This is a genomic window from Pseudomonas sp. MT3, from assembly GCF_054720805.1.
Genome location: NZ_JBTVPY010000010.1, coordinates 132,273 through 151,972, shown reverse-complemented (window position 1 = coordinate 151,972; position 19,700 = coordinate 132,273). Strand labels below are relative to the sequence as shown.

General features: G+C 66.7%; 19 protein-coding genes. 17 read left to right on the top strand and 2 right to left on the bottom strand.

Going from position 1 to position 19,700, the window contains the following annotated elements:
- The first annotated feature begins 20 nt into the window (after window positions 1-20).
- The 9 genes from prfB (at window position 21) to ACYCAX_RS12620 (ending at window position 8,388) form a co-directional block, all read left to right on the top strand.
- Window positions 21-1,116, top strand: a protein-coding gene (gene prfB, locus ACYCAX_RS12660; RefSeq protein ID WP_157883337.1) for a peptide chain release factor 2 whose coding sequence is annotated in 2 segments (ribosomal slippage) — window positions 21-92 and window positions 94-1,116 — 1,095 coding nt in all. Because the reading frame shifts where the segments join, the coding sequence is not laid out codon by codon here.
- A 130-nt stretch (window positions 1,117-1,246) separates the two neighbouring features.
- Window positions 1,247-2,752, top strand: a complete 1,506-nt coding sequence (gene lysS / locus ACYCAX_RS12655; protein ID WP_460248150.1) for a lysine--tRNA ligase — start codon at window positions 1,247-1,249, stop codon at window positions 2,750-2,752.
- Window positions 2,753-3,129: 377 nt separating this feature from the next.
- Complete coding sequence (locus ACYCAX_RS12650; protein ID WP_460248149.1) at window positions 3,130-3,846, top strand: TetR/AcrR family transcriptional regulator; 717 nt, start codon at window positions 3,130-3,132, stop codon at window positions 3,844-3,846.
- 96 nt (window positions 3,847-3,942) lie between these two features.
- The gene (locus ACYCAX_RS12645; RefSeq protein WP_015478409.1) at window positions 3,943-4,506 is read left to right on the top strand and encodes a hypothetical protein; all 564 of its coding nucleotides are present in this window, start codon (window positions 3,943-3,945) and stop codon (window positions 4,504-4,506) included.
- Entirely contained in the window at window positions 4,503-5,807 is a 1,305-nt protein-coding gene (locus ACYCAX_RS12640) for a flavohemoglobin expression-modulating QEGLA motif protein (RefSeq protein ID WP_015478408.1), read from the top strand. The genes ACYCAX_RS12645 and ACYCAX_RS12640 overlap by 4 nt, the downstream gene beginning before the upstream one ends.
- A gap of 46 nt (window positions 5,808-5,853) precedes the next feature.
- A complete protein-coding gene (locus ACYCAX_RS12635) occupies window positions 5,854-6,600 on the top strand; it encodes a TIGR00266 family protein (RefSeq protein WP_294978804.1) in 747 nt (248 codons plus the stop codon).
- A complete protein-coding gene (locus ACYCAX_RS12630; protein WP_294978801.1) occupies window positions 6,597-7,520 on the top strand; it encodes an alpha/beta hydrolase in 924 nt (307 codons plus the stop codon). The genes ACYCAX_RS12635 and ACYCAX_RS12630 overlap by 4 nt, the downstream gene beginning before the upstream one ends.
- Window positions 7,517-7,840, top strand: coding sequence for a hypothetical protein (locus ACYCAX_RS12625; protein ID WP_015478405.1), 324 nt, complete (start codon window positions 7,517-7,519; stop codon window positions 7,838-7,840). Before ACYCAX_RS12630 ends, ACYCAX_RS12625 begins: the two co-directional genes overlap by 4 nt.
- 38 nt (window positions 7,841-7,878) lie before the next feature.
- Window positions 7,879-8,388, top strand: a complete 510-nt coding sequence (locus ACYCAX_RS12620; protein ID WP_294978797.1) for an O-acetyl-ADP-ribose deacetylase — start codon at window positions 7,879-7,881, stop codon at window positions 8,386-8,388.
- Between the two features lie 171 nt (window positions 8,389-8,559).
- On the opposite strand, the gene ACYCAX_RS12615 is transcribed toward ACYCAX_RS12620, so the two are convergent.
- Window positions 8,560-10,935: a heavy metal translocating P-type ATPase gene (locus ACYCAX_RS12615; protein WP_460248148.1), complete on the bottom strand. Its 2,376-nt coding sequence runs from the start codon at window positions 10,933-10,935 to the stop codon at window positions 8,560-8,562.
- A 90-nt stretch (window positions 10,936-11,025) separates the two neighbouring features.
- Between ACYCAX_RS12615 and cadR the strand changes: the two genes are divergently transcribed.
- Window positions 11,026-11,493, top strand: coding sequence for a Cd(II)/Pb(II)-responsive transcriptional regulator (gene cadR, locus ACYCAX_RS12610; RefSeq protein ID WP_015478402.1), 468 nt, complete (start codon window positions 11,026-11,028; stop codon window positions 11,491-11,493).
- Between the two features lie 136 nt (window positions 11,494-11,629).
- On the opposite strand, the gene ACYCAX_RS12605 is transcribed toward cadR, so the two are convergent.
- Window positions 11,630-11,977: a hypothetical protein gene (locus ACYCAX_RS12605; protein WP_015478401.1), complete on the bottom strand. Its 348-nt coding sequence runs from the start codon at window positions 11,975-11,977 to the stop codon at window positions 11,630-11,632.
- Between the two features lie 209 nt (window positions 11,978-12,186).
- On the opposite strand from ACYCAX_RS12605, the gene ppc reads away from it, so the two are divergent.
- From ppc to ACYCAX_RS12570, 7 genes are all read left to right on the top strand, one after another.
- Window positions 12,187-14,823: a phosphoenolpyruvate carboxylase gene (ppc, locus tag ACYCAX_RS12600; RefSeq protein WP_294978787.1), complete on the top strand. Its 2,637-nt coding sequence runs from the start codon at window positions 12,187-12,189 to the stop codon at window positions 14,821-14,823.
- A gap of 250 nt (window positions 14,824-15,073) precedes the next feature.
- Window positions 15,074-15,721 (top strand): adenylate kinase, encoded by a 648-nt coding sequence (adk, locus tag ACYCAX_RS12595; RefSeq protein WP_015478399.1) that lies wholly within the window; start codon window positions 15,074-15,076, stop codon window positions 15,719-15,721.
- Between the two features lie 101 nt (window positions 15,722-15,822).
- Window positions 15,823-16,497 (top strand): tRNA (adenosine(37)-N6)-threonylcarbamoyltransferase complex dimerization subunit type 1 TsaB, encoded by a 675-nt coding sequence (gene tsaB, locus ACYCAX_RS12590; RefSeq protein WP_015478398.1) that lies wholly within the window; start codon window positions 15,823-15,825, stop codon window positions 16,495-16,497.
- Between the two features lie 68 nt (window positions 16,498-16,565).
- Window positions 16,566-16,913: a hypothetical protein gene (locus ACYCAX_RS12585; protein ID WP_460248147.1), complete on the top strand. Its 348-nt coding sequence runs from the start codon at window positions 16,566-16,568 to the stop codon at window positions 16,911-16,913.
- Window positions 16,910-17,770, top strand: a complete 861-nt coding sequence (locus ACYCAX_RS12580; protein ID WP_294978812.1) for a DUF72 domain-containing protein — start codon at window positions 16,910-16,912, stop codon at window positions 17,768-17,770. The genes ACYCAX_RS12585 and ACYCAX_RS12580 overlap by 4 nt, the downstream gene beginning before the upstream one ends.
- A 77-nt stretch (window positions 17,771-17,847) precedes the next feature.
- Window positions 17,848-18,678, top strand: coding sequence for an isocitrate lyase/PEP mutase family protein (locus ACYCAX_RS12575; RefSeq protein ID WP_015478395.1), 831 nt, complete (start codon window positions 17,848-17,850; stop codon window positions 18,676-18,678).
- Between the two features lie 67 nt (window positions 18,679-18,745).
- Window positions 18,746-19,528, top strand: a complete 783-nt coding sequence (locus ACYCAX_RS12570; RefSeq protein WP_015478394.1) for a class I SAM-dependent methyltransferase — start codon at window positions 18,746-18,748, stop codon at window positions 19,526-19,528.
- Window positions 19,529-19,700 lie beyond the last annotated feature (172 nt).

Genomic DNA, 19,700 nt, shown 5'->3' with positions numbered 1-19,700 from the left:
ACCCGTGAGAGTTGCCCGTCATGGAAATCCAACCGATCCTCAACAGCATCAAGGACCTCTCCGACCGCACCCAGTCCATTCGGGGGTATCTTTGACTACGATCTGAAACATGATCGTCTGATCGAAGTAAACCGCGAGCTGGAAGACCCGGCGATCTGGAACAACCCCGAATACGCCCAGAACCTGGGCCGCGAGCGCGCCACCCTGGCGCAGATCGTCGAGACCCTCGACGAGCTCACCGGCGGCCTGGCCGATTCGCGCGACCTGCTGGACATGGCGGTCGAGGAGGACGACGAAGGCGCCGTCAACGACGTCGCCAGCGAAGTCGAACGCCTGCGCGAGATCCTCGAGAAGCTGGAGTTCCGCCGCATGTTCAGCGGCGAGATGGACCCGAACAACGCCTACCTGGACATCCAGGCCGGCTCCGGCGGCACCGAAGCCCAGGACTGGGCCAACATGCTGCTGCGCATGTACCTGCGCTGGGCCGACAAGCACGGCTTCGACGCCGAGATCGTCGAGCTGTCCGAGGGCGAAGTCGCCGGCATCAAGGGCGCCACCGTGCATATCAAGGGCGAGTACGCCTTCGGCTGGCTGCGCACCGAGATCGGCGTGCACCGTCTGGTGCGCAAGAGCCCGTTCGACTCCGGCAACCGTCGCCACACCTCGTTCACCGCGGTGTTCGCCTCGCCGGAAATCGACGACAACATCGAGATCGAGATCAACCCGGCTGACCTGCGCATCGACACCTACCGCTCCTCCGGCGCGGGCGGTCAGCACGTGAACACCACCGACTCCGCGGTGCGTATCACCCACGTGCCGACCAACACCGTGGTGGCGTGCCAGAACGAACGCTCCCAGCACGCCAACAAGGACACCGCCATGAAGATGCTGCGGGCCCGGTTGTACGAGCAGGAGATGCAGAAGCGCAACGCCGCCTCGCAGGCGCTGGAAGACACCAAGTCCGATATCGGCTGGGGCCACCAGATCCGCTCCTACGTGCTCGACCAGTCGCGCATCAAGGACCTGCGTACCGGCGTGGAACGCAGCGATTGCGACAAGGTGCTCGACGGCGACCTGGACGAGTACCTCGAGGCCAGCCTCAAACAAGGGCTCTGACGCAGAGCCCCCTTGTAGGAACGAGGGGGGCGCCTAGCCCTTGCTCGCGAAGCTCTCGACCCTCTTCGCGAGCAAGCTCGCTCCTACATATGCAACCCATTTGAAATTGACGCCAGGCAGATAGACGACCATGAGCGACCAACAACTCGACCAGACCGAACTGCAACAGGAAGAAAACAAGCTGATCGCCCAGCGCAAGGAAAAGCTTGCCGCCGTGCGCGAAGCCAAGGCCATCGCCTTCCCCAACGACTTCCGCCGCGATGCCTACTTCGCGGACCTGCAGAAACAGTACGAAGGCAAGACCAAGGAAGAGCTGGAAGCCGCAGCCATCCCGGTCAAGGTCGCCGGTCGCATCATGCTCAACCGCGGTTCCTTCATCGTCCTGCAGGACAGCAGCGGCCGCCTGCAGGCCTACGTCAACCGCAAGACCCTGCCGGAAGAAACCTTGGCCGAGGTGAAGACCTGGGACCTGGGCGACATCATCGGCGCCGAAGGTGTGCTGGCTCGTTCCGGCAAGGGCGACCTGTACGTCGACATGAGCAGCGTGCGCCTGCTGACCAAGTCCCTGCGCCCGCTGCCGGACAAGCACCACGGCCTGACCGACACCGAGCAGCGCTATCGCCAGCGCTACGTCGACCTGATCGTCAATGAGGAAACCCGCCACACCTTCCGCGTGCGTTCCCAGGTCATCGCCCACATCCGTCGCTTCCTGTCCGATCGCGGCTTCCTCGAAGTGGAAACCCCGATGCTGCAGACCATCCCCGGCGGCGCGGCGGCCAAGCCCTTCGAAACCCACCACAACGCACTGGACATGGCCATGTTCCTGCGCATCGCGCCGGAGCTGTACCTCAAGCGCCTGGTGGTCGGTGGCTTCGAGAAGGTCTTCGAGATCAACCGCAACTTCCGTAACGAAGGCGTTTCGACCCGGCACAACCCCGAGTTCACCATGCTCGAGTTCTACCAGGCCTATGCCGACTACGAAGACAACATGGACCTGACCGAGGAACTGTTCCGTGAGCTGGCCCAGGCCGTGCTCGGCAGCACCGACGTGCCCTACGGCGACAAGGTCTTCCACTTCGGCGAGCCGTTCGCCCGCCTGTCGGTGTTCGACGCCATCCTCAAGTACAACCCGGAACTCACCTCGGCTGACCTGAACGACGTCGAAAAGGCCCGCGCCATCGCCAAGAAGGCCGGCGCCAAGGTCCTCGGCCACGAAGGCCTGGGCAAGCTGCAAGTGATGATTTTCGAGGAGCTGGTCGAGCACAAGCTGGAGCAGCCGCACTTCATCACCCAGTACCCGTTCGAGGTCTCCCCGCTGGCGCGCCGCAACGACAACGACCCGAGCGTCACCGACCGCTTCGAGTTGTTCATCGGTGGCCGCGAGATCGCCAACGCCTACTCCGAGCTCAATGACGCCGAAGACCAGGCCGAACGCTTCATGCTGCAGGTGAAGGAGAAGGACGCCGGTGACGACGAGGCGATGCACTACGACGCCGACTTCGTCAACGCGCTCGAATACGGCATGCCGCCCACCGCTGGCGAAGGCATCGGCATCGACCGCCTGGTGATGCTGCTGACCAACTCGCCATCGATCCGCGACGTCATCCTGTTCCCGCACATGCGCCCGCAGGCGTAAGCGCAGGAAACCGGTGAAAGAGGCCGCCTTCGGGTGGCCTTTTTCGTTTGCGCCAGGGGCCGGTTCCTGCATGCGGCGGACAACGCTTTTCGTAGGAGCGAGCTTGCTCGCGAACCCACCCAGTTCCGACGCTGCCGGGAAATCCGTTCGCGAGCAAGCTCGCTCCTACAAGGAGGCTCCCTCCGACGAACTGTGTACGGCCACAAGTGGCCCGAACACCGTGTAGCACGTCATACACCCAAAGCCGGATTTTTCGCCGCCCGCGCTGCCACGCGCGCCTGTGCTGCCGCATTGATGCCAGCGCCGTGCGGTGATTGATTCCCTATCGAAAAGCCCGAACAATGCGCCATCAGGCCGCGCCGCCGGAGGTAATGCCAGTGACCCCAGTGTCCCCGCGAGACAGCGCCGCGCAAGTCGCCAGCGCCATCGCAGAAAGTGTTCAGTACCAGGGCCGCAAGGCCAGCCGCCAGGGCAGCGAGCAGCGCCGCCAGGCGATCCTCGACGCCGCGCTGCGGATCATCGTCCGCGACGGCGTACGCGCCGTACGCCACCGCGCCGTGGCCGCCGAGGCCGGTGTGCCGCTGTCGGCCACCACCTACTACTTCAAGGACATCCAGGACCTCATCACCGATACCTTCGCGCTCTTCGTCGAACGTAGCGCCGAGGCGCTCTCGGCCTTCTGGGCCAGCGTCGAGGGCGATCTGCAGGCGATGGCCGCGAGCCTCGGCCAGGACGATCCCCAGGCGCGCCGCGCACTGACCGACAATATCGTCGAGCTGGCGATCAAGTACGTGCAGGTGCAGCTCACCGAGCGCCGCGAGCACCTGCTGGCCGAGCAGGCGTTCCGCCAGGAGGCGCTGCTCAACCCAAGCCTGATGGCGCTGGCGCAGCGGCACCGGCGCATTCTCTCCCTCGGCGTCGTGCATTTCTTCGAAGTACTCGGCTCGAAGCAGCCGGAACAGGATGCCAAGGTGTTGACGGCCATCATCCTGCAGATGGAGTATCAGGGCCTGCTGGACGGGGTCGACCACCTGCAGATCGACGAAATGCGTGCCATCCTTAGCCGCTATCTCGACCTGGTGATGGGCCTGTAGCCGCAGCAGCATTGCAACCCCGCCCGCCGGCGGGGTTTTTTCTACGGACGCCTCCGCGCATCGCATGAGAAGGCATTCGGACCTAAGGAGGGCGTGATGAAAGTCTGGCGTGCACTGCTGCTGTTGAGCATCGGCCTGCTCAGTGGCTGTCTGGTGACGTTCAAGGACCCGATTCCGGCCAACGAGGCTGCGCCAGCCCATCTGCTGGGCCAGTGGTCGCGGGTGAACGAGTACGGCGATGAGCAGTTCCTCGAGATCACCCGGTCCGGTTCCAACGTCTATCGCGCGATCAGTTACATCGACAGCAAGGACAACACCGACAGCATCGACGACTTCGGTTTCACCGTCTCCCACCACGGCAAACGCTGGTACCTGTCCGCCGGGCTGCCGAAAAGCATGGGCGGCAATTTCGCCCTGGCCGGTTTCGAGATCACCGACAAGGACGAGCTGGTGATCTATAACCTGGATGTCGAACGCATCCTGCAGGACATGGGCGAGGGTGCGCTGAAAGGACAGAAGGTGGACACCGAACAGGGCGATGGTGCCCTGGTGACCAGTCCGCTGGCCCAGGTGATCGCCTACCTGAACGACCCGGCCAACTCGGACGTGTTCGTCGAAGCCCTGCGCTATTCGCGCGTGACTCCGGGAGAACGGCAATGACGCCGCGCCGCAAGCAGACCTCGCCCACCGAATACCAGCAGATCATCCGCGGCCTGTCCGACCGCATCGTCGAGGCGCAGACGCCGATCCGCGTGCTCGACGCCATCAAGTGGGATGACGGCATCCGCGACGATTTTCTCAAGGGCCGCGGCAAGCACGCACCCAAGGTCGACCGCGCCTATTACGACGGTCGCCCGCTGTCCTTCGACAGCAGCGCGAAGAAGCAGGAATTCCAGAACATCGAGCGCGACATCACCCGCCAACTGGGCCAGTTCAACCCGGTGGGGCAGATCATGCGGCGCATGTGCAAGGAATACCGCATGGTCATCCGCATGCTCGAAGCGCGCGGCACCCAGGACTTCGGGCTGATCTCCCAGGAGCTCTACGGCTCGGCTTCCGACGCCTTCCACGCCGGCGACCCGACGCTGGCCGACCTCGGCCTGATGCTCTCGGACTACCTGAACAACATCGCCGACCGTGGCGACCTCAAGGACGAACCCAAGACGCTCACCGCCACGGAAGTGGTGGCGATGCTGCAGGAGCGCCTGAACAAGGTGTTCGACGACAAGGACGACACCATCCGCGTCTTCGAATCCGACGGTATCGTCGCCGATGCGGCGGCCGGCGCCGACTACATCAAGGTGCGCGCCGACGCGCTGTTCAACGAGCGCGACGTGCGCGCACTGGAAGTCCATGAGGGCCTGGTGCACGTCGGCACCACCCTCAACGGGCTCAACCAGCCGATCTGCACCTTCCTCGCCAAGGGGCCTCCGTCCTCCACCGTGACCCAGGAGGGCCTGGCGATCCTGATGGAAGTGATCGCCTTCGCCTCCTACCCGACGCGCCTGCGCAAGCTCACCAACCGCACCCGCGCCATCCACATGGCCGAAGAGGGCGCGGACTTCCTCGAGGTGTTCCACTTCTACCGCGAGCAGGGCTACAGCGTGGAAAGCAGCTACCAGAACTCCAGCCGCGTGTTCCGTGGCTCGACGCCCGCCGGCCTGCCGTTCACCAAGGACCTGTCGTACCTCAAGGGCTTCATCCTGATCTACAACTACATCCAGCTCGCCGTGCGCAAGGGCAAGCTGGAGCAGATCCCGCTGCTGTTCTGCGGCAAGGCCACCCTGGAAGACATGCGCACCCTGCGCCAACTGGTGGACGAGGGCCTGGTGGTGCCGCCCAAGTACCTGCCGCCGCAGTTCCGCGACCTCAACGCGCTGTCGGCGTGGATGTGCTTCTCCAACTTCCTCAACCACCTGAGCCTCGACCGCATCGAGGCGGACTACGCCAATATCCTCTGAACGGCGCGCCCGCACGGATTCGCACGGGCGGCCAGGAGTGCCCGCTATGCCCAGCCATGACCTCGACTACCGCATCCTCGGCGAATCCATGCAGACCGTGGAGATCGAACTGGACCCCGGCGAGACGGTGATCGCCGAAGCCGGCGCCATGAACTACATGACCGGCGGCATCCACTTCGCCGCACGCATGGGCGACGGCTCGGACTCCAGCCTGCTGGGCAAGTTGTGGAGTGCCGGCAAGCGCAAGTTCAGCGGCGAATCGGTCTTCATGACCCACTTCACCAACGAGAGCCAGGACAAGCAGCATGTTGCCTTCGCCGCACCCTATCCCGGCAGCGTGGTGCCGGTGCGCTTGGGCGAAGTCGGCGGCAAGCTGATCTGCCAGAAGGACTCGTTCCTCTGTGCGGCTTATGGCACCAAAGTCGGCATCGCCTTCGCCAAGCGCCTGGGCGCGGGCTTCTTCGGGGGCGAAGGCTTCATCCTGCAGAAGCTGGAGGGGGACGGCCTGGTCTTCGTCCATGCGGGCGGCACGGTGATCCGCCGCGAGCTGAAGAACGAGACGCTGAGGGTGGACACTGGCTGCCTGGTGGCCTTCACCGATGACATCGACTACGACGTGCAACTGGCCGGCGGCCTGCGCAGCATGCTGTTCGGCGGCGAGGGCCTGTTGCTGACCACCCTCAAGGGCACCGGTACCGTCTGGCTGCAGAGCCTGCCGTTCTCGCGCCTGGCCGAGCGCATCTACGACGCCACCTACCGTGCCCGTGAAGAGGTAAGGACCAACCCCGAATGACCGCCCTGCGTCTCGCGCTCGTCGCCTGCCTGGCCCTGCTGGCCGGCTGCAGCTCGCTGCTGTTCTATCCCAGCCCCGATGTCGCCATCACCCCCAAGCGCGCCAAGCTGGAGTACCGCGATGTCACCCTCACCACTGCCGATGGCGTGAAGCTCGCCGGCTGGTGGTTGCCGGCCAAGGCCGGCGTGCCGGTGAAGGGGACCGTGCTGCACCTGCACGGCAACGGCGGCAACATGGCCTGGCACCTGGGCGGCGCCTACTGGCTGCCCGAGCAGGGCTACCAGGTGCTGATGCTCGACTACCGTGGCTACGGCCACTCCCAGGGCGAACCGAGCCTGCCGGCGATCTACCAGGACATCGACGCGGCCTTCGCCTGGCTGGACAAGGCACCGGAGGTGCAGGGCAAGCCGGTAATCCTGCTCGGCCAGAGCCTGGGCGGGGCGATGGCGGTGCACTACCTGGGCATGCACCCGCAGCGGCAGAAGCAACTGCACGCCGTGGTGCTCGACGGCGTGCCGGCCAGCTACCGCGACGTGGCGCAGTACACCCTGGGCAACGCCTGGCTGACCTGGCCGCTGCAGGTGCCGCTGTCCTGGGTGGTGCCCGATGGCGACAGTGCGATTCGTTCGATCCCGCGACTTTCTGGCGCACCTGTGCTGTTCTTCCACAGCATCGACGATACCATTGTGCCCCTGGACAACGGCCTCTCCCTCTACAAGGCCGCGCCACCGCCGAAAGTCTTCCAGCTGACCCGCGGCAACCACGTGGAAACCTTCGGCGAACCGGTCTGGCGCGAAGTGATGTTGCGCTTCCTCGACGATCCGCAGCACTTCACCGGATTGCGCCGGCTGGCCGAAGTCCCGAACTCGTCAACGCCAGAGCCCGCCAAGGCGGAACCCACACAACAAGGCAAGCCATGAACGACCGCAATCCGATTTCCTACATCCTCACCGTCATCGCCACCATCTTCGTCTCGGTCGGCACGCTCTGGTACTACGGTTACCTGCACTTCGCCAAGCCCGAGGACGCACTGGAACTGACCCAATTCACCATGCTCAAGAGCGTCCCCGGCCAGGACACCAAGCTGTCGCTGACCCCGGCCGACCAGCAGGCGCAGTGCATCGATGGCGTGCTGGTGATGTTCGACATGACCCAGAAGGGCCTGACCGGCGTACTGGTCGACGGCCGCAAGCGCGCCGTGCGCTGCATGGGCGAGGAGACCCCGCAAGAGATCAAGTGACGGTGAGCCCGCCGTCGCAGGCCCAGGGAGGAAGCGTCATGAGCCACCCCGAGATCCGCGTCTGGCAGGGCGATATCACCCGTCTCGACGTCGACGCCATCGTCAACGCCGCCAACAGCTCGCTGCTGGGCGGCGGTGGCGTCGACGGCGCCATCCACCGCGCCGCCGGCCCGGACCTGGTCCACGCCTGCCGCCCGCTGGGTGGCTGCAAGACTGGCCAGGCGAAGATCACCCCCGGCTTCCGCCTGTCGGCGCGGTTCGTCATCCATACCGTCGGGCCGGTCTGGCGCGGCGGCGGGCAAGGCGAGCCGGAGCTGCTCGCCCAGTGCTACCGCAACAGCCTGCAACTGGCCGAGGACAAGGGGCTGGCCAGTATCGCCTTCCCGGCTATCAGCACTGGCATCTATGGCTATCCCGCCGAGGCGGCGGCGCAGGTCGCCGCCGATGAGCTACGACGCCCGCGCGAGCAGGGCGGTTCGCTGAAGGAGCTGGTGCTGGTGGCGTTCTCGGGAGAGATGGCGGAGTTGTACCGGCGACTGCTGGGCTGAGGGCTTATCCGCTGGTCTGCTCCTGCGGGCTGAATCCGGTGCTGCTTTCGTAGGAGTGGACTTTGTCCGCGATCCGCCGGCAGGGCCGGCGTCAGAGCGGTTCGCGAGCAAGAACCAGGCGTCCCCCTCGCTCCTGCACAAAAGCAGGAGCGAGCGTAAGACCCGGTAAGTTCAACCCTGGTACCGCAACAGCCGCAACCCGTTGAACACCACCAGCAGGCTGGCGCCCATGTCGGCGAACACCGCCATCCACAACGTACCCTCGCCGGCCAGGGTCAGGGCCAGGAACACTGCCTTGATGCCCAGCGCCAGGCTGATGTTCTGGATCAGCACGCGGTGGGTCCGGCGCGACAGGCGGATGAAGGACGGTAGCTTGCGCAGGTCGTCGTCCATCAGCGCCACGCCGGCGGTTTCGATGGCGGTGTCGGTACCCGCCGCGCCCATCGCGAAGCCGATGTCGGCGCGGGCGAGGGCGGGGGCGTCGTTGATGCCGTCGCCGACCATGCCCACACGGTAGCCGCCTTCCTGGCGCTGCTTCACCTCATTGAGCTTGTCTTCCGGCAGCAGGTTGCCCTGCGCCGCATCGATGCCCACCTGGGCGCCAATGGCGGCGGCGGTGTGCGGGTTGTCGCCGGTGAGCATCAGGGTTTTCACGCCCAGTTCGTGCAACTGTGCCACCGCTTCGCGGCTGGTTTCCTTCACCGCGTCGGCCACCGCGAAGAGCGCCAGCGGGCCGTTGTCGTCGAGCAGCACGATGACCGTCTTGCCTTGCTGTTCTAGGGCGTCGAGGCGGGCTTCCAGTTCCGTCGAGCACAGTTCCAGCTCTTCCACCAGGCGATGGTTGCCCAGATGGTAGAGGCGGCCGTCGATCTCTCCCTTCACGCCACGGCCTGGCAGGGCGGTCAGTTCGCCGACGTTGTAGAGCGCGATAGTGTCCGTTTCGGCGGCGCGGGCCACGGCCTGCGAGACCGGGTGGTCGGAGCGCGCGGCCAGGCTGGCGGCCAGGGCTCGCACATTGGCGCCGGGCAGTTCGCGCAGGGGCGAGTAATCGGTCTGGCGCGGGCGGCCTTCGGTCAGGGTGCCGGTCTTGTCCAGGGCGATCCAGGCCAGCGAACGGCCCAGCTCGAGGAACACCCCGCCCTTGATCAGGATGCCCAGGCGTGCCGCCGCCGACAGGCCGCTGACGATGGTCACCGGGGTGGAGATCACCAGGGCGCAAGGGCAGGCGATCACCAGCAGCACCAGCGCGCGGTACACCCAGTCCAGCCAGGCGCCGCCGAAGAACAGCGGTGGCAGCAGGGCGGTGGCGATGGCGATGAGGAACACCACCGGCGTGTAGATGCGCGAGAACTGGTCGACGAAGCGTTGGGTCGGCGCGCGGGAGCCCTGGGCTTCCTCCACGGCGTGGATGATCCGCGCCAGGGTGCTGTCGTCGGCGACGCGGGTGACGCGGTATTCCAGCGCGCTTTCGCCGTTGATGGTGCCGGCGAACAGCGGGTCGCCCGCCTGTTTCTCCACCGGCAGGCTTTCGCCGGTGATGGGCGCCTGGTTGACGCTGGAGCGGCCGTCGAGCACTTCGCCATCCAGCGCGATGCGTTCGCCGGGGCGCACACGGACGCGGGACTCCAGCGCCACCGACTTGGCCTGCACCTCGCGCCATTCGCCGCCGACCTGCACGGTGGCCAGCTCCGGCGCCAGTTGCAGCAGTCCACGGATGGCGTTGCGCGCGCGCTCCAGGGATTTCGCCTCGATCAGCTCGGCGATGGCGAACAGCACCGCGACCATCGCCGCTTCCGGCCACTGGCCGATCAGCATGGCGCCGGTCACCGCGATGCTCATCAGCGCGTTGATGTTCAGGTTGCGGTTCTTCAGCGCGATCCAGCCCTTGCGGTAGGTCGGCAGGCCGGCGCCGAGGATGGCCGCCACCGCCAGCGCCGCTACCAGCCACTGCGGGCCGATGGCGAACCATTCGAAGAACTCCGCAACGGCCGCCGCCACGCCGGCCAGCGCCAGCGGCCACCAGGGCTTGTGCCGGGTGGCTGGCGCAGTCATCGGAGCGTTGTCGTCGAGCGGTTCGGCCTGCATGCCCAGCGAGGCCACCAGCTTCTGCAGCGGTTCGATGCTGTCGAAGCGGTGCTGCACGCGCAGCAGGCGCTGCATCAGGTTGAAGTCGAGGTTTTCCACCGCTGGCACCCGGCTGAGGGCATCGCGCAGCAGGCGTTCCTCGGTGGGGCAGTCCATCGCTTCGATGCGCAGGCTGGTCCAGCGCAGTTCTCCGCCGGCCGCGCCGCTCGCCGCAGTGGCGGCGTCGCGGGCCCGCGCGCTGCGATCTTCACCCTGTCCGTGATCGTGATCGTGATCGTGATCGTGGGCATGGGCATGGGCATGGCCGTGGTCATGATCATGCTCGTGATGGCGAGTGGCGGGTTCGGCCACCGGCGTGCGCAGCAGCGCGCCCCTGTCGCAGCCGCAGCAGCTCGCGGCAGCGCTGTGTTCCTGATCCTGGACGGGGCCGTGGATGATCGGGCCCTGGCGATTGGCAGTCATGTCGTCCGTTCCTGTTTGACGAGTTGCTGCCGATTGCACACCCTGTAGTAACTACAGAGTCAAGCCTGTCTTTCAACCCGGAGGTCGAAGATGAAGATCGGTGAACTGGCGAAGCTGACCGGCTGCCCCGTGGAGACCATCCGCTACTACGAGCGCGAGGGCCTGTTGCCGGAGCCGTCGCGCAGCGAGGGCAACTACCGGCAGTACGATGCCGTCCATGTGGAGCGCCTGTCGTTCATCCGCCATTGCCGCTCGCTGGACATGACCCAGGAGGAAATCCGCATCCTGCTGGGCCTGCGTGACCGCCCCGAGTCCGATTGCGGTACCGCCAACCGGCTGATCGACGAACACCTGCACCACGTCGAGGTGCGGATTGCCGAGTTGCAGTCGCTCAGCCAGCAACTGCGTGACCTGCGCGCCCGGTGTCGCGGTGAGGGCAACAGCGAGGACTGCGGCATCCTGCGCGAACTGGAGCAGCCGGCGGAGCCATCGGTGGTTCCCGAGGTCTGCGCGGAGGCGGGGCACCTGCACGTGCCAGGCGTCCACGGCCGACACTGAAAGCTGCGGGCCTTTCGTAGGAGCGAGCTTGCTCGCGAACCGACCCAAGGTCGGAGTCACCGGAAAGCGCGTTCGCGAGCAAGCTCGCTCCTACAGGCAAGGCAAAGCGCCCCGGCGACGACCGGGGCGCTTTCATTCAGGGGTGATTGGCCTGTCCCTCGGCCTCCGTCAGCTCATGCAGGTACTTGCGCGACAACTGCAGGAAGCGCGGCGTCGGGCCGATGTCCTCGTAGATCGGGTCGCCCTGTTCATCCAGGGCCACCACCTTCTGTCCCTTCACATAGGGGAAGCTCGCTTCCAGCTCCTCCAGCGCCGAGCCGACCAGTTCCCCCAGGAGTTCCTCGGCGCTGCGCTTGGGATACATGTCATGCAGCGCGGCCAGGCGCGCGGCGGTTTCCACGTCCAGCGGGATGCTGTAGTGATGCTTGGTCATGCGCCCCCTGGCGTTCTGTTCCCAATGGCGTACCAGATCGCGGATTTTCATGTTCACCTCAGTGGCCCGTTCGTGGCGGGCATGTGGAGCGGGCCTCGTGGGTCCGCCGACGTGTTTTCCCGATGGCCTCGGGATCACTTTGAGCCTAGACGCTGTCCGAGCTGGAATGCAGGCGTTCGTCGCACGCTTGTCAGGGGGTGTCGCCAGCGGCACTGTGTAGAACGCTTAGCCATCATGGACTCTCAATCAAGGAGGCAGTCATGGCCGATATCGATGCGCGCCTGCGCGAGGACGTTCACCTGTTGGGCGAGTTGCTGGGGCAGACCATCCGCGCCCAGTACGGCCAAGGCTTTCTCGACAAGATCGAACTCATCCGCACCGGCGCCAAGGCCGCACGGCGTGGTTCGGCGGAAGGCGCCCGGCAATTGACGGCGACCCTCGACGCACTGGGCGAGGACGAACTGCTGCCGGTGGCGCGGGCCTTCAACCAGTTCCTCAACCTGGCCAACATCGCCGAGCAATACCACCGCATCCGCCGGCGCACGCCCAAGGAGCCGGAGCCCTTCGAGAATCGCGTGCTGGGTGAGCTGCTGGGACGCCTGCGCAAGTCCGGCCTCGGCGCCGAAGGCCTCGCGCGGCAGGTGGCGGAACTGGAGATCGAGCTGGTGCTGACCGCGCACCCTACCGAAGTGGCGCGGCGCACGTTGATTCAGAAGTACGATGCCATGTCCGCGCAGTTGGCCGCCGGCGATCACAGCGACCTGCTGCCCGAAGAGCGTGAAGCGGTGCGCGAACGCCTGCAGCGGCTGGTCGCCGAGGCCTGGCATACCGAGGAAATCCGCCGCACCCGGCCGACGCCGGTGGATGAAGCCAAATGGGGCTTCGCGGTCATTGAACACTCGCTGTGGCAGGCGCTGCCGGCCTTCCTCCGGCACATCGACGCCACCCTGCAACAGACGCTGGGCGAACGTTTGCCACTCTCCGCCGCGCCGATCCGCTTCGCCTCCTGGATGGGCGGCGACCGCGACGGCAATCCCAATGTCACCGCGGCGGTCACCCGCGAAGTCCTGCTGCTGGCGCGCTGGATGGCCGCCGACCTGTACCTGCGGGATGTCGACAGCCTGGCCTCGGACCTGTCCATGCAGCAGGCCAGCGACGAACTGCGCGCGGAAGTGGGGACGGTTGCCGAACCCTACCGCGCGCTGCTCAAGCAACTGCGCGAACGCCTGCGTGCCACCCGCGCCTGGGCCGAGCGGGCCATCCACAGCGGCGAGGCGCCGTGCGCGGAGGTGCTGCAGGACAATCGCGAACTGCTCGATCCGCTGCAGCTCTGCTACCGCTCGCTGCAGGACTGCGGCATGGGCGTGATCGCCGAGGGCACGCTGCTCGACACCCTGCGCCGCGCCGCCACCTTCGGCCTGTTCCTGGTGCGCCTGGACGTGCGCCAGGACTCCACGCGCCACGCCAGGGCAATGAGCGAAATCACCGAATACCTCGGCCTGGGCAACTATGCCGAGTGGGACGAAACCGTGCGCCAGGAATTCCTCCTGGAAGAACTCGCCAGCCGCCGCCCCCTGCTGCCGGCGAACTACCTGGCATCGCCGGAAACCGCCGAAGTCCTGGCCACCTGCCGGGTGGTGGCCGAGGCCCCGGCGGCATCGCTGGGTTCCTACGTGATCTCGATGGCCGGGCAGCCGTCCGACGTGCTCGCCGTGCAATTGCTGCTCAAGGAGTGCGGGCTGCAACGGCCGATGCGCGTGGTGCCGCTGTTCGAGACACTGGAAGACCTGGACAACGCCGGTCCCTGCATCGACCGCCTGCTCAGCCTGGACAGCTACCGCACCGGCCTGGCCGGCCCGCAGGAAGTGATGATCGGCTACTCCGACTCGGCCAAGGACGCCGGCACCCTGGCCGCCGCCTGGGCGCAGTACCGCGCGCAGGAGGCGCTGGTGGAAATCTGTCGCAACCACGGCGTCGAATTGCTGTTGTTTCATGGTCGTGGCGGCACCGTCGGCCGTGGCGGCGGCCCGGCCCACGCGGCGATCCTTTCGCAGCCGCCGGGTTCGGTGGCCGGGCGTTTCCGCACCACCGAGCAGGGCGAGATGATCCGCTTCAAGTTCGGCCTGCCGGGCATCGCCGAGCAGAACCTCAACCTTTACCTTGCCGCCGTGCTGGAGGCCACGCTGCAGCCGCCGCCGGTGCCGGAACCGGCCTGGCGCGAGGAGATGGACCGGCTCGCCGCCGACGGCCTGGCGGCCTACCGCGCGGTGGTGCGGGAGAACATGCAGTTCGTCGACTACTTCCGCGAGGCCACCCCGGAGCAGGAGCTCGGCCGCCTGCCACTGGGCAGCCGCCCGGCCAAGCGCCGTGAGGGCGGGGTGGAAAGCCTGCGGGCGATTCCCTGGATCTTCGCCTGGACCCAGACGCGCCTGATGTTGCCGGCCTGGCTGGGCTGGGAAAACGCGCTGCTCAACGCCATCGAACGTGGCGAGGGCGCGCTGCTGGGGCGCATGCGCAAGGAGTGGCCGTTCTTCACCACCCGCATCGATATGCTGGAGATGGTGCTGGCCAAGGCCGACCGGGAAATCGCCCAGCTCTACGACGAACGACTGGTGCAATCGGAACTGCGACCATTAGGGGTGCATTTACGCGACCTATTGTCGCAGTCGGTGCGCGTGGTACTGGGGCTGACCGGGCAGTCCCAGTTGCTCGGCAACGCCGCCGAAACCCGCGAGTCGATCAGCGTGCGCAACACCTACCTGGACCCGTTGCACCTGCTCCAGGCGGAGCTCCTCGCTCGCTCCCGGCGCTGTACTGGCGACGCCTGCGGCGGTCTGGAGCAGGCCATGCTGGTTACGGTGGCGGGCATCGCCGCGGGTCTGCGCAACACCGGTTGAGGCACTGCCACCCCCCCACCAATGGTGGATTGCGCAAGGGCAGAATGACGGTAATTTGATCGCTCGCCGGGGGTGTTTCGTCTGCCCCCGGCTGGCTTGTGCGGTCGCCAGGGGCGGCTTGTGTGGTGGGGGGCCGCTGTGTATCGTGAGCAACCTTTCGGCGCGCATCTGCGCCATTCAAAGCATGATGAGATTGGCCCCACGAGGCGGATCCGTGATTTCGCTTAACAAGTATTAAAGGAGCATATCGATGCGTGTGATTCTGCTCGGGGCGCCCGGTGCCGGCAAAGGTACCCAGGCTCGCTTCATCACTGAGAAGTTCGGCATTCCGCAGATCTCCACCGGCGACATGCTGCGCGCGGCGGTCAAGGCGGGCACCGAACTGGGCCTGAAGGCCAAGAGCGTGATGGACGCCGGCGGCCTGGTCTCCGATGACCTGATCATCAACCTGGTGAAAGAGCGCATCGCCCAGCCCGACTGCATCAACGGGTTCCTGTTCGACGGTTTCCCGCGCACCATTCCCCAGGCCGAGGCCATGAAGGAAGCCGGCGTCACCATCGACCACGTGGTCGAGATCGCCGTGGACGACGAGGAAATCGTCGGCCGCATGGCGGGCCGCCGTGTGCACGCCGCCTCGGGCCGCGTCTACCACATCCAGCACAATCCGCCGAAGGTGGAAGGCAAGGATGACGTGACCGGCGAAGACCTGCTGCAGCGCGAAGACGACAAGGAAGAAACCGTGCGTCACCGCCTGTCGGTCTACCACTCGCAGACCAAGCCGCTGGTCGACTTCTACCAGAAGCTGGCCGCCGTCGAAGGTACTCCGAAGTACACCTGCGTCGAAGGTGTCGGCTCGGTGGAGCAGATCACCGCCAAGGTGCTCACTGCCCTCAGCTGATTGCCCCGCGCAATGCCAAAGGCCCGCACAATGCGGGCCTTTGGCGTTTATAATGCGCGCCCTTTTTCATCGCCCTGCTTTTATCGTTTAAGGAAAGCACCATGCCCACGCTGCTGGCCCTGGATACCTCGACCGAAGCCTGTTCCGTCGCGCTGCTGCATGACGGCCGCCGGTTTGTTCGCCATGAGGTGATCCCGCGTCTGCACGCCCAGCGCCTGCTGCCGATGGTGCGGGATATCCTCGGCGAAGCCGGTATCGAGCTGTCCGCCGTGGAGGCCATCGCCTTCGGCCGTGGCCCCGGCGCCTTCACCGGCGTGCGCATCGCCATCGGCGTGGTCCAGGGCCTGGCCTTCGCCCTGCAGAAGCCGGTGCTGCCGATTTCCGATCTGGCGGTGCTGGCCCAGCGTGCCTACCGCGAGCACGGCGCCAGCCAGGTAGCGGCGGCCATCGATGCGCGCATGGACGAGGTCTACTGGGGCTGCTACCGCCTGGAGCAGGGCGAGATGCGCCTGGCCGGGGTGGAAGCGGTGCTGCCGCCGGAGCGCGTGGCGCTGCCGGGCGATGCCCAGGGCGAGTGGTTCGGCTCCGGCACCGGCTGGGGCTTCGAGGAGCGCCTGGCGGTGACGGTCGCGGCCCACGACGCCAGTCTGCTGCCGCACTCCGAAGACCTGCTGACCCTGGCCGAATTCGCCTGGGCGCGGGGTGATGCGGTTGACGCAGAGCAGGCCCAGCCGGTTTATCTGCGCGACAACGTGGCGACCCCCAAGAAGGCCTGAGCCATGCCAATTGCCAAGGCATGGGGCGCTCGTTAGAGTGATCGGCATCCCCTCCGAGTTTCCAGCCAATGCGTATCGACGGCTTCATCTCCACATCCCAGGCGCCTGAGCGTACTGCCCGCACGGGCACTGCGGTCACGCCGTATCGGGAGGTGCAGCGTGATGTCGAGAGCCGCCGCGAGCAGCCAGCGCCGACCTCCGCCAGCCAGGGCTTCGAACCGGAACCGCAGGCGCGCCGCGTTGAAGCCGGAAGCGCCAGCAGCTACGGCATGCCGGTCACCCTGCGCGACAATCTCGAGTACCAGCGCCCGCTGAGCTCCCGCGCCGCCCAGGCGCTCGCCAGCTACGCCAGCACCGCCAGCATGGCCGGCCCGTACGAGGGCCAGGAAGTCCTGGGTCTCGACCTTTACGCCTGATGTCGTTGCCGTATTTCCTCGGTTGCCCTTCGTGGAACGAACCAGCCTGGCGCGGCACCTTCTATCCCGCCGATCTGCGCGCCGCCGAAACCCTTGGTTTCTATTCCCAGGTGTTCAACGCGGTGGAAGGCAACACCACCTTCTACGCCCGGCCCAATGTCGAAACCCTGAAACGCTGGGCGCAGACCATGCCGGGGAACTTTCATTTCTGCGCCAAGCTGCCCCGTGACATCAGCCACGAAGGCGACCTGCGCGGGCAGTTGGAAAACACCCGGGACTTTCTCGACCTGCTGGCGCCCCTGGGCGAACGGGTGATGCCGTTGTGGCTGCAGGTGTCCGCGAGCTTCGGCCCCGATCGTCTCGGCGAACTGGCGGCCTGGCTGGATGCCTTCGCCGAACGTCGGATCGCGGTGGAGGTACGGCATCCGGCGTTCTTCGCCAAGGGCGAGGAGGAGCGGGCGTTGAACCGGTTGCTGCTGGAACGTGGCGTCGAGCGCATCTGCCTGGACGCCCGCGCACTCTTCGCCTGCCGCTCCGACGACCCGGCCGTGCTGCATGCGCAATCGAAGAAGCCGAAGGTGCCGGTGCGTCCGGCGGCCTTCAGCGATAGCCCGCAGGTGCGTTTCATCGGCGGGCCCGACCTGGACGCCAACGCCACCTACCTCACGCCGTGGGTGGCCAAGGTCGCCGAGTGGATCGAGCAGGGCCTGACGCCTCATGTCTTCCTGCACACCCCGGACAACCACCGCGCCGCCGAACAGGCGCGATGCTTCCACGCCCTGCTGCGCGAGCGTCTGCCGGGGCTGCCGGCGCTGCTCGAGCCGAAGCCGGAAGTGGAACAGCTCGGCCTGCTCTGAGCCGCTGTTCCCGATGGCGCCTTGCGGGGGAGGGGGCTAACCTGCTCCTTCCTTTTCCGATCGCCAAGGAGACCGCCATGACTACCCAGCAACAGCGCGGCGAAGCGTTCCGGGCGCTGCACCAGCGCGACGGCCTGTTCATTCTGCCCAACCCCTGGGACGCCGGCTCGGCGAAGATGCTCGCCCACCTGGGCTTCGAAGCGCTCGCCAGCACCAGTGCGGGCCTGGCGTTCTCCCTCGGCCGGCGTGATGCCGAAGGTACGGTGAGCCGCGAGGAAGCGCTGGCCAATGCCCGGGCGATCATCGAGGCGACGCCGTTGCCCGTCGCCGCCGATCTGGAAAACGGTTACGGCGACGAACCGGAGGACTGCGCCGAGACCATCCGCCTCGCCGCCGCCTGCGGGCTGGTCGGCGGCTCCATCGAGGATGCCAGCGGACGCCCGGACACCCCGATCTATCCGCTGGAACTGGCCGTGGAACGGGTCCGCGCCGCCGTGCGGGCCGCCCGTGCCCTGCCGTTCCACTTCACCCTGGCGGCGCGGGCGGAAAACCTGCTGCACGGCCGCAACGATCTGGACGACACCATCCGCCGCCTGGTGGCCTTCGCCGAGGCGGGGGCCGATGTGCTCTATGCGCCGGGGCTGAAGACCCGAGCGGAAATCGCCGCGGTGGTCAGTGCGGTGGCGCCGCGTCCGGTGAATGTGCTGGTCGGTTCGCCCGCGCTGGAACTCAACCTCGCCGAGCTGGCCGGGCTGGGCGTGAAGCGCGTCAGCGTCGGCTCCAGCCTGGCGCGGGTGGCCTATGGTGCGTTCTTCCACGCCGCAGAGGCACTGGCGGGCAGCGGCGACCTGCAGCCAATGGGCGAGGCGATCCCGTTTGAGCGGATCAATCAGTTGTTCCGGGGCTGAGGGCTCGCCGGGTCCGTTGAGCGGCGCGCTGCGCTAGAATCGCGGTTTTTTCCAGGACCGCCCCGCCATGACCGAGACCCTCACTCCGCCGCGCATCGTCGTCCAGGCGCTGGCGCCTGCCTGGCAGGCCGCCGCCGAGCAGTGGGCGCAGCGGCTCGGGTTGCCGATGGGCGAGGGGGAGGCGGACTTCGCCCTGCAACTGGGCGAGCACGGTCTGCAATTGTTGCAACTGGGGCCGGATTCGCCCGGCCCGGTGCGGGTGGATTTCCTCGAAGGCGCCACCGCCCATCGCCGGCAGTTCGGCGGCGGCAGCGGACAGATGATCGCCAAGGCGGTCGGCATCCAGCCGGGCGTGCGTCCCCACGTGCTGGACGCCACCGCTGGCCTGGGCCGCGATGCCTTCGTGCTGGCGACCCTGGGTTGCGAGATGCACCTGACCGAGCGCCAGCCGATCATCGCCGCGCTATTGGAGGACGGCCTGGCCCGCGCGGCGGGTGATTTCGAGGTGGGTGCCATCGTCGCGCGCATGCGCCTGCTGCAGGGCAACGCCATCGAACGCATGGCCGCCTGGGAAGGGGAGGCACCGCAGGTGGTCTACCTCGACCCGATGTTCCCGCACCGCGACAAGAGCGCGTTGGTGAAGAAGGAAATGCGCCTGTTCCGCCCGTTGGTGGGCGACGACCTGGACGCCCCGGCGCTGCTGGAAGCGGCCCTGAAACTGGCCAGCCACCGGGTGGTGGTCAAGCGCCCGCGCAAGGCGCCGATCATCGAGGGGCAAAAGCCGAGCTACAGCCTCGAGGGCAAGTCCAGCCGCTACGACATCTATCCGCTGAAGAGCCTGAAGGGCTGATACGTCCGTTTTCGTAGGGGCGGACTCCGTCCGCGATCCAGCCCCGCTGCGAGGATGATCGCGGACGAAGTCCTGCCGGTTGGATCCGGAGCGGCTCTTGTAGGAGCGAGCTTGCTCGCGAACCCGCCCAGCGTCGGAGCGACCGGGAGATCCGTTCGCGAGCAAGCTCGCT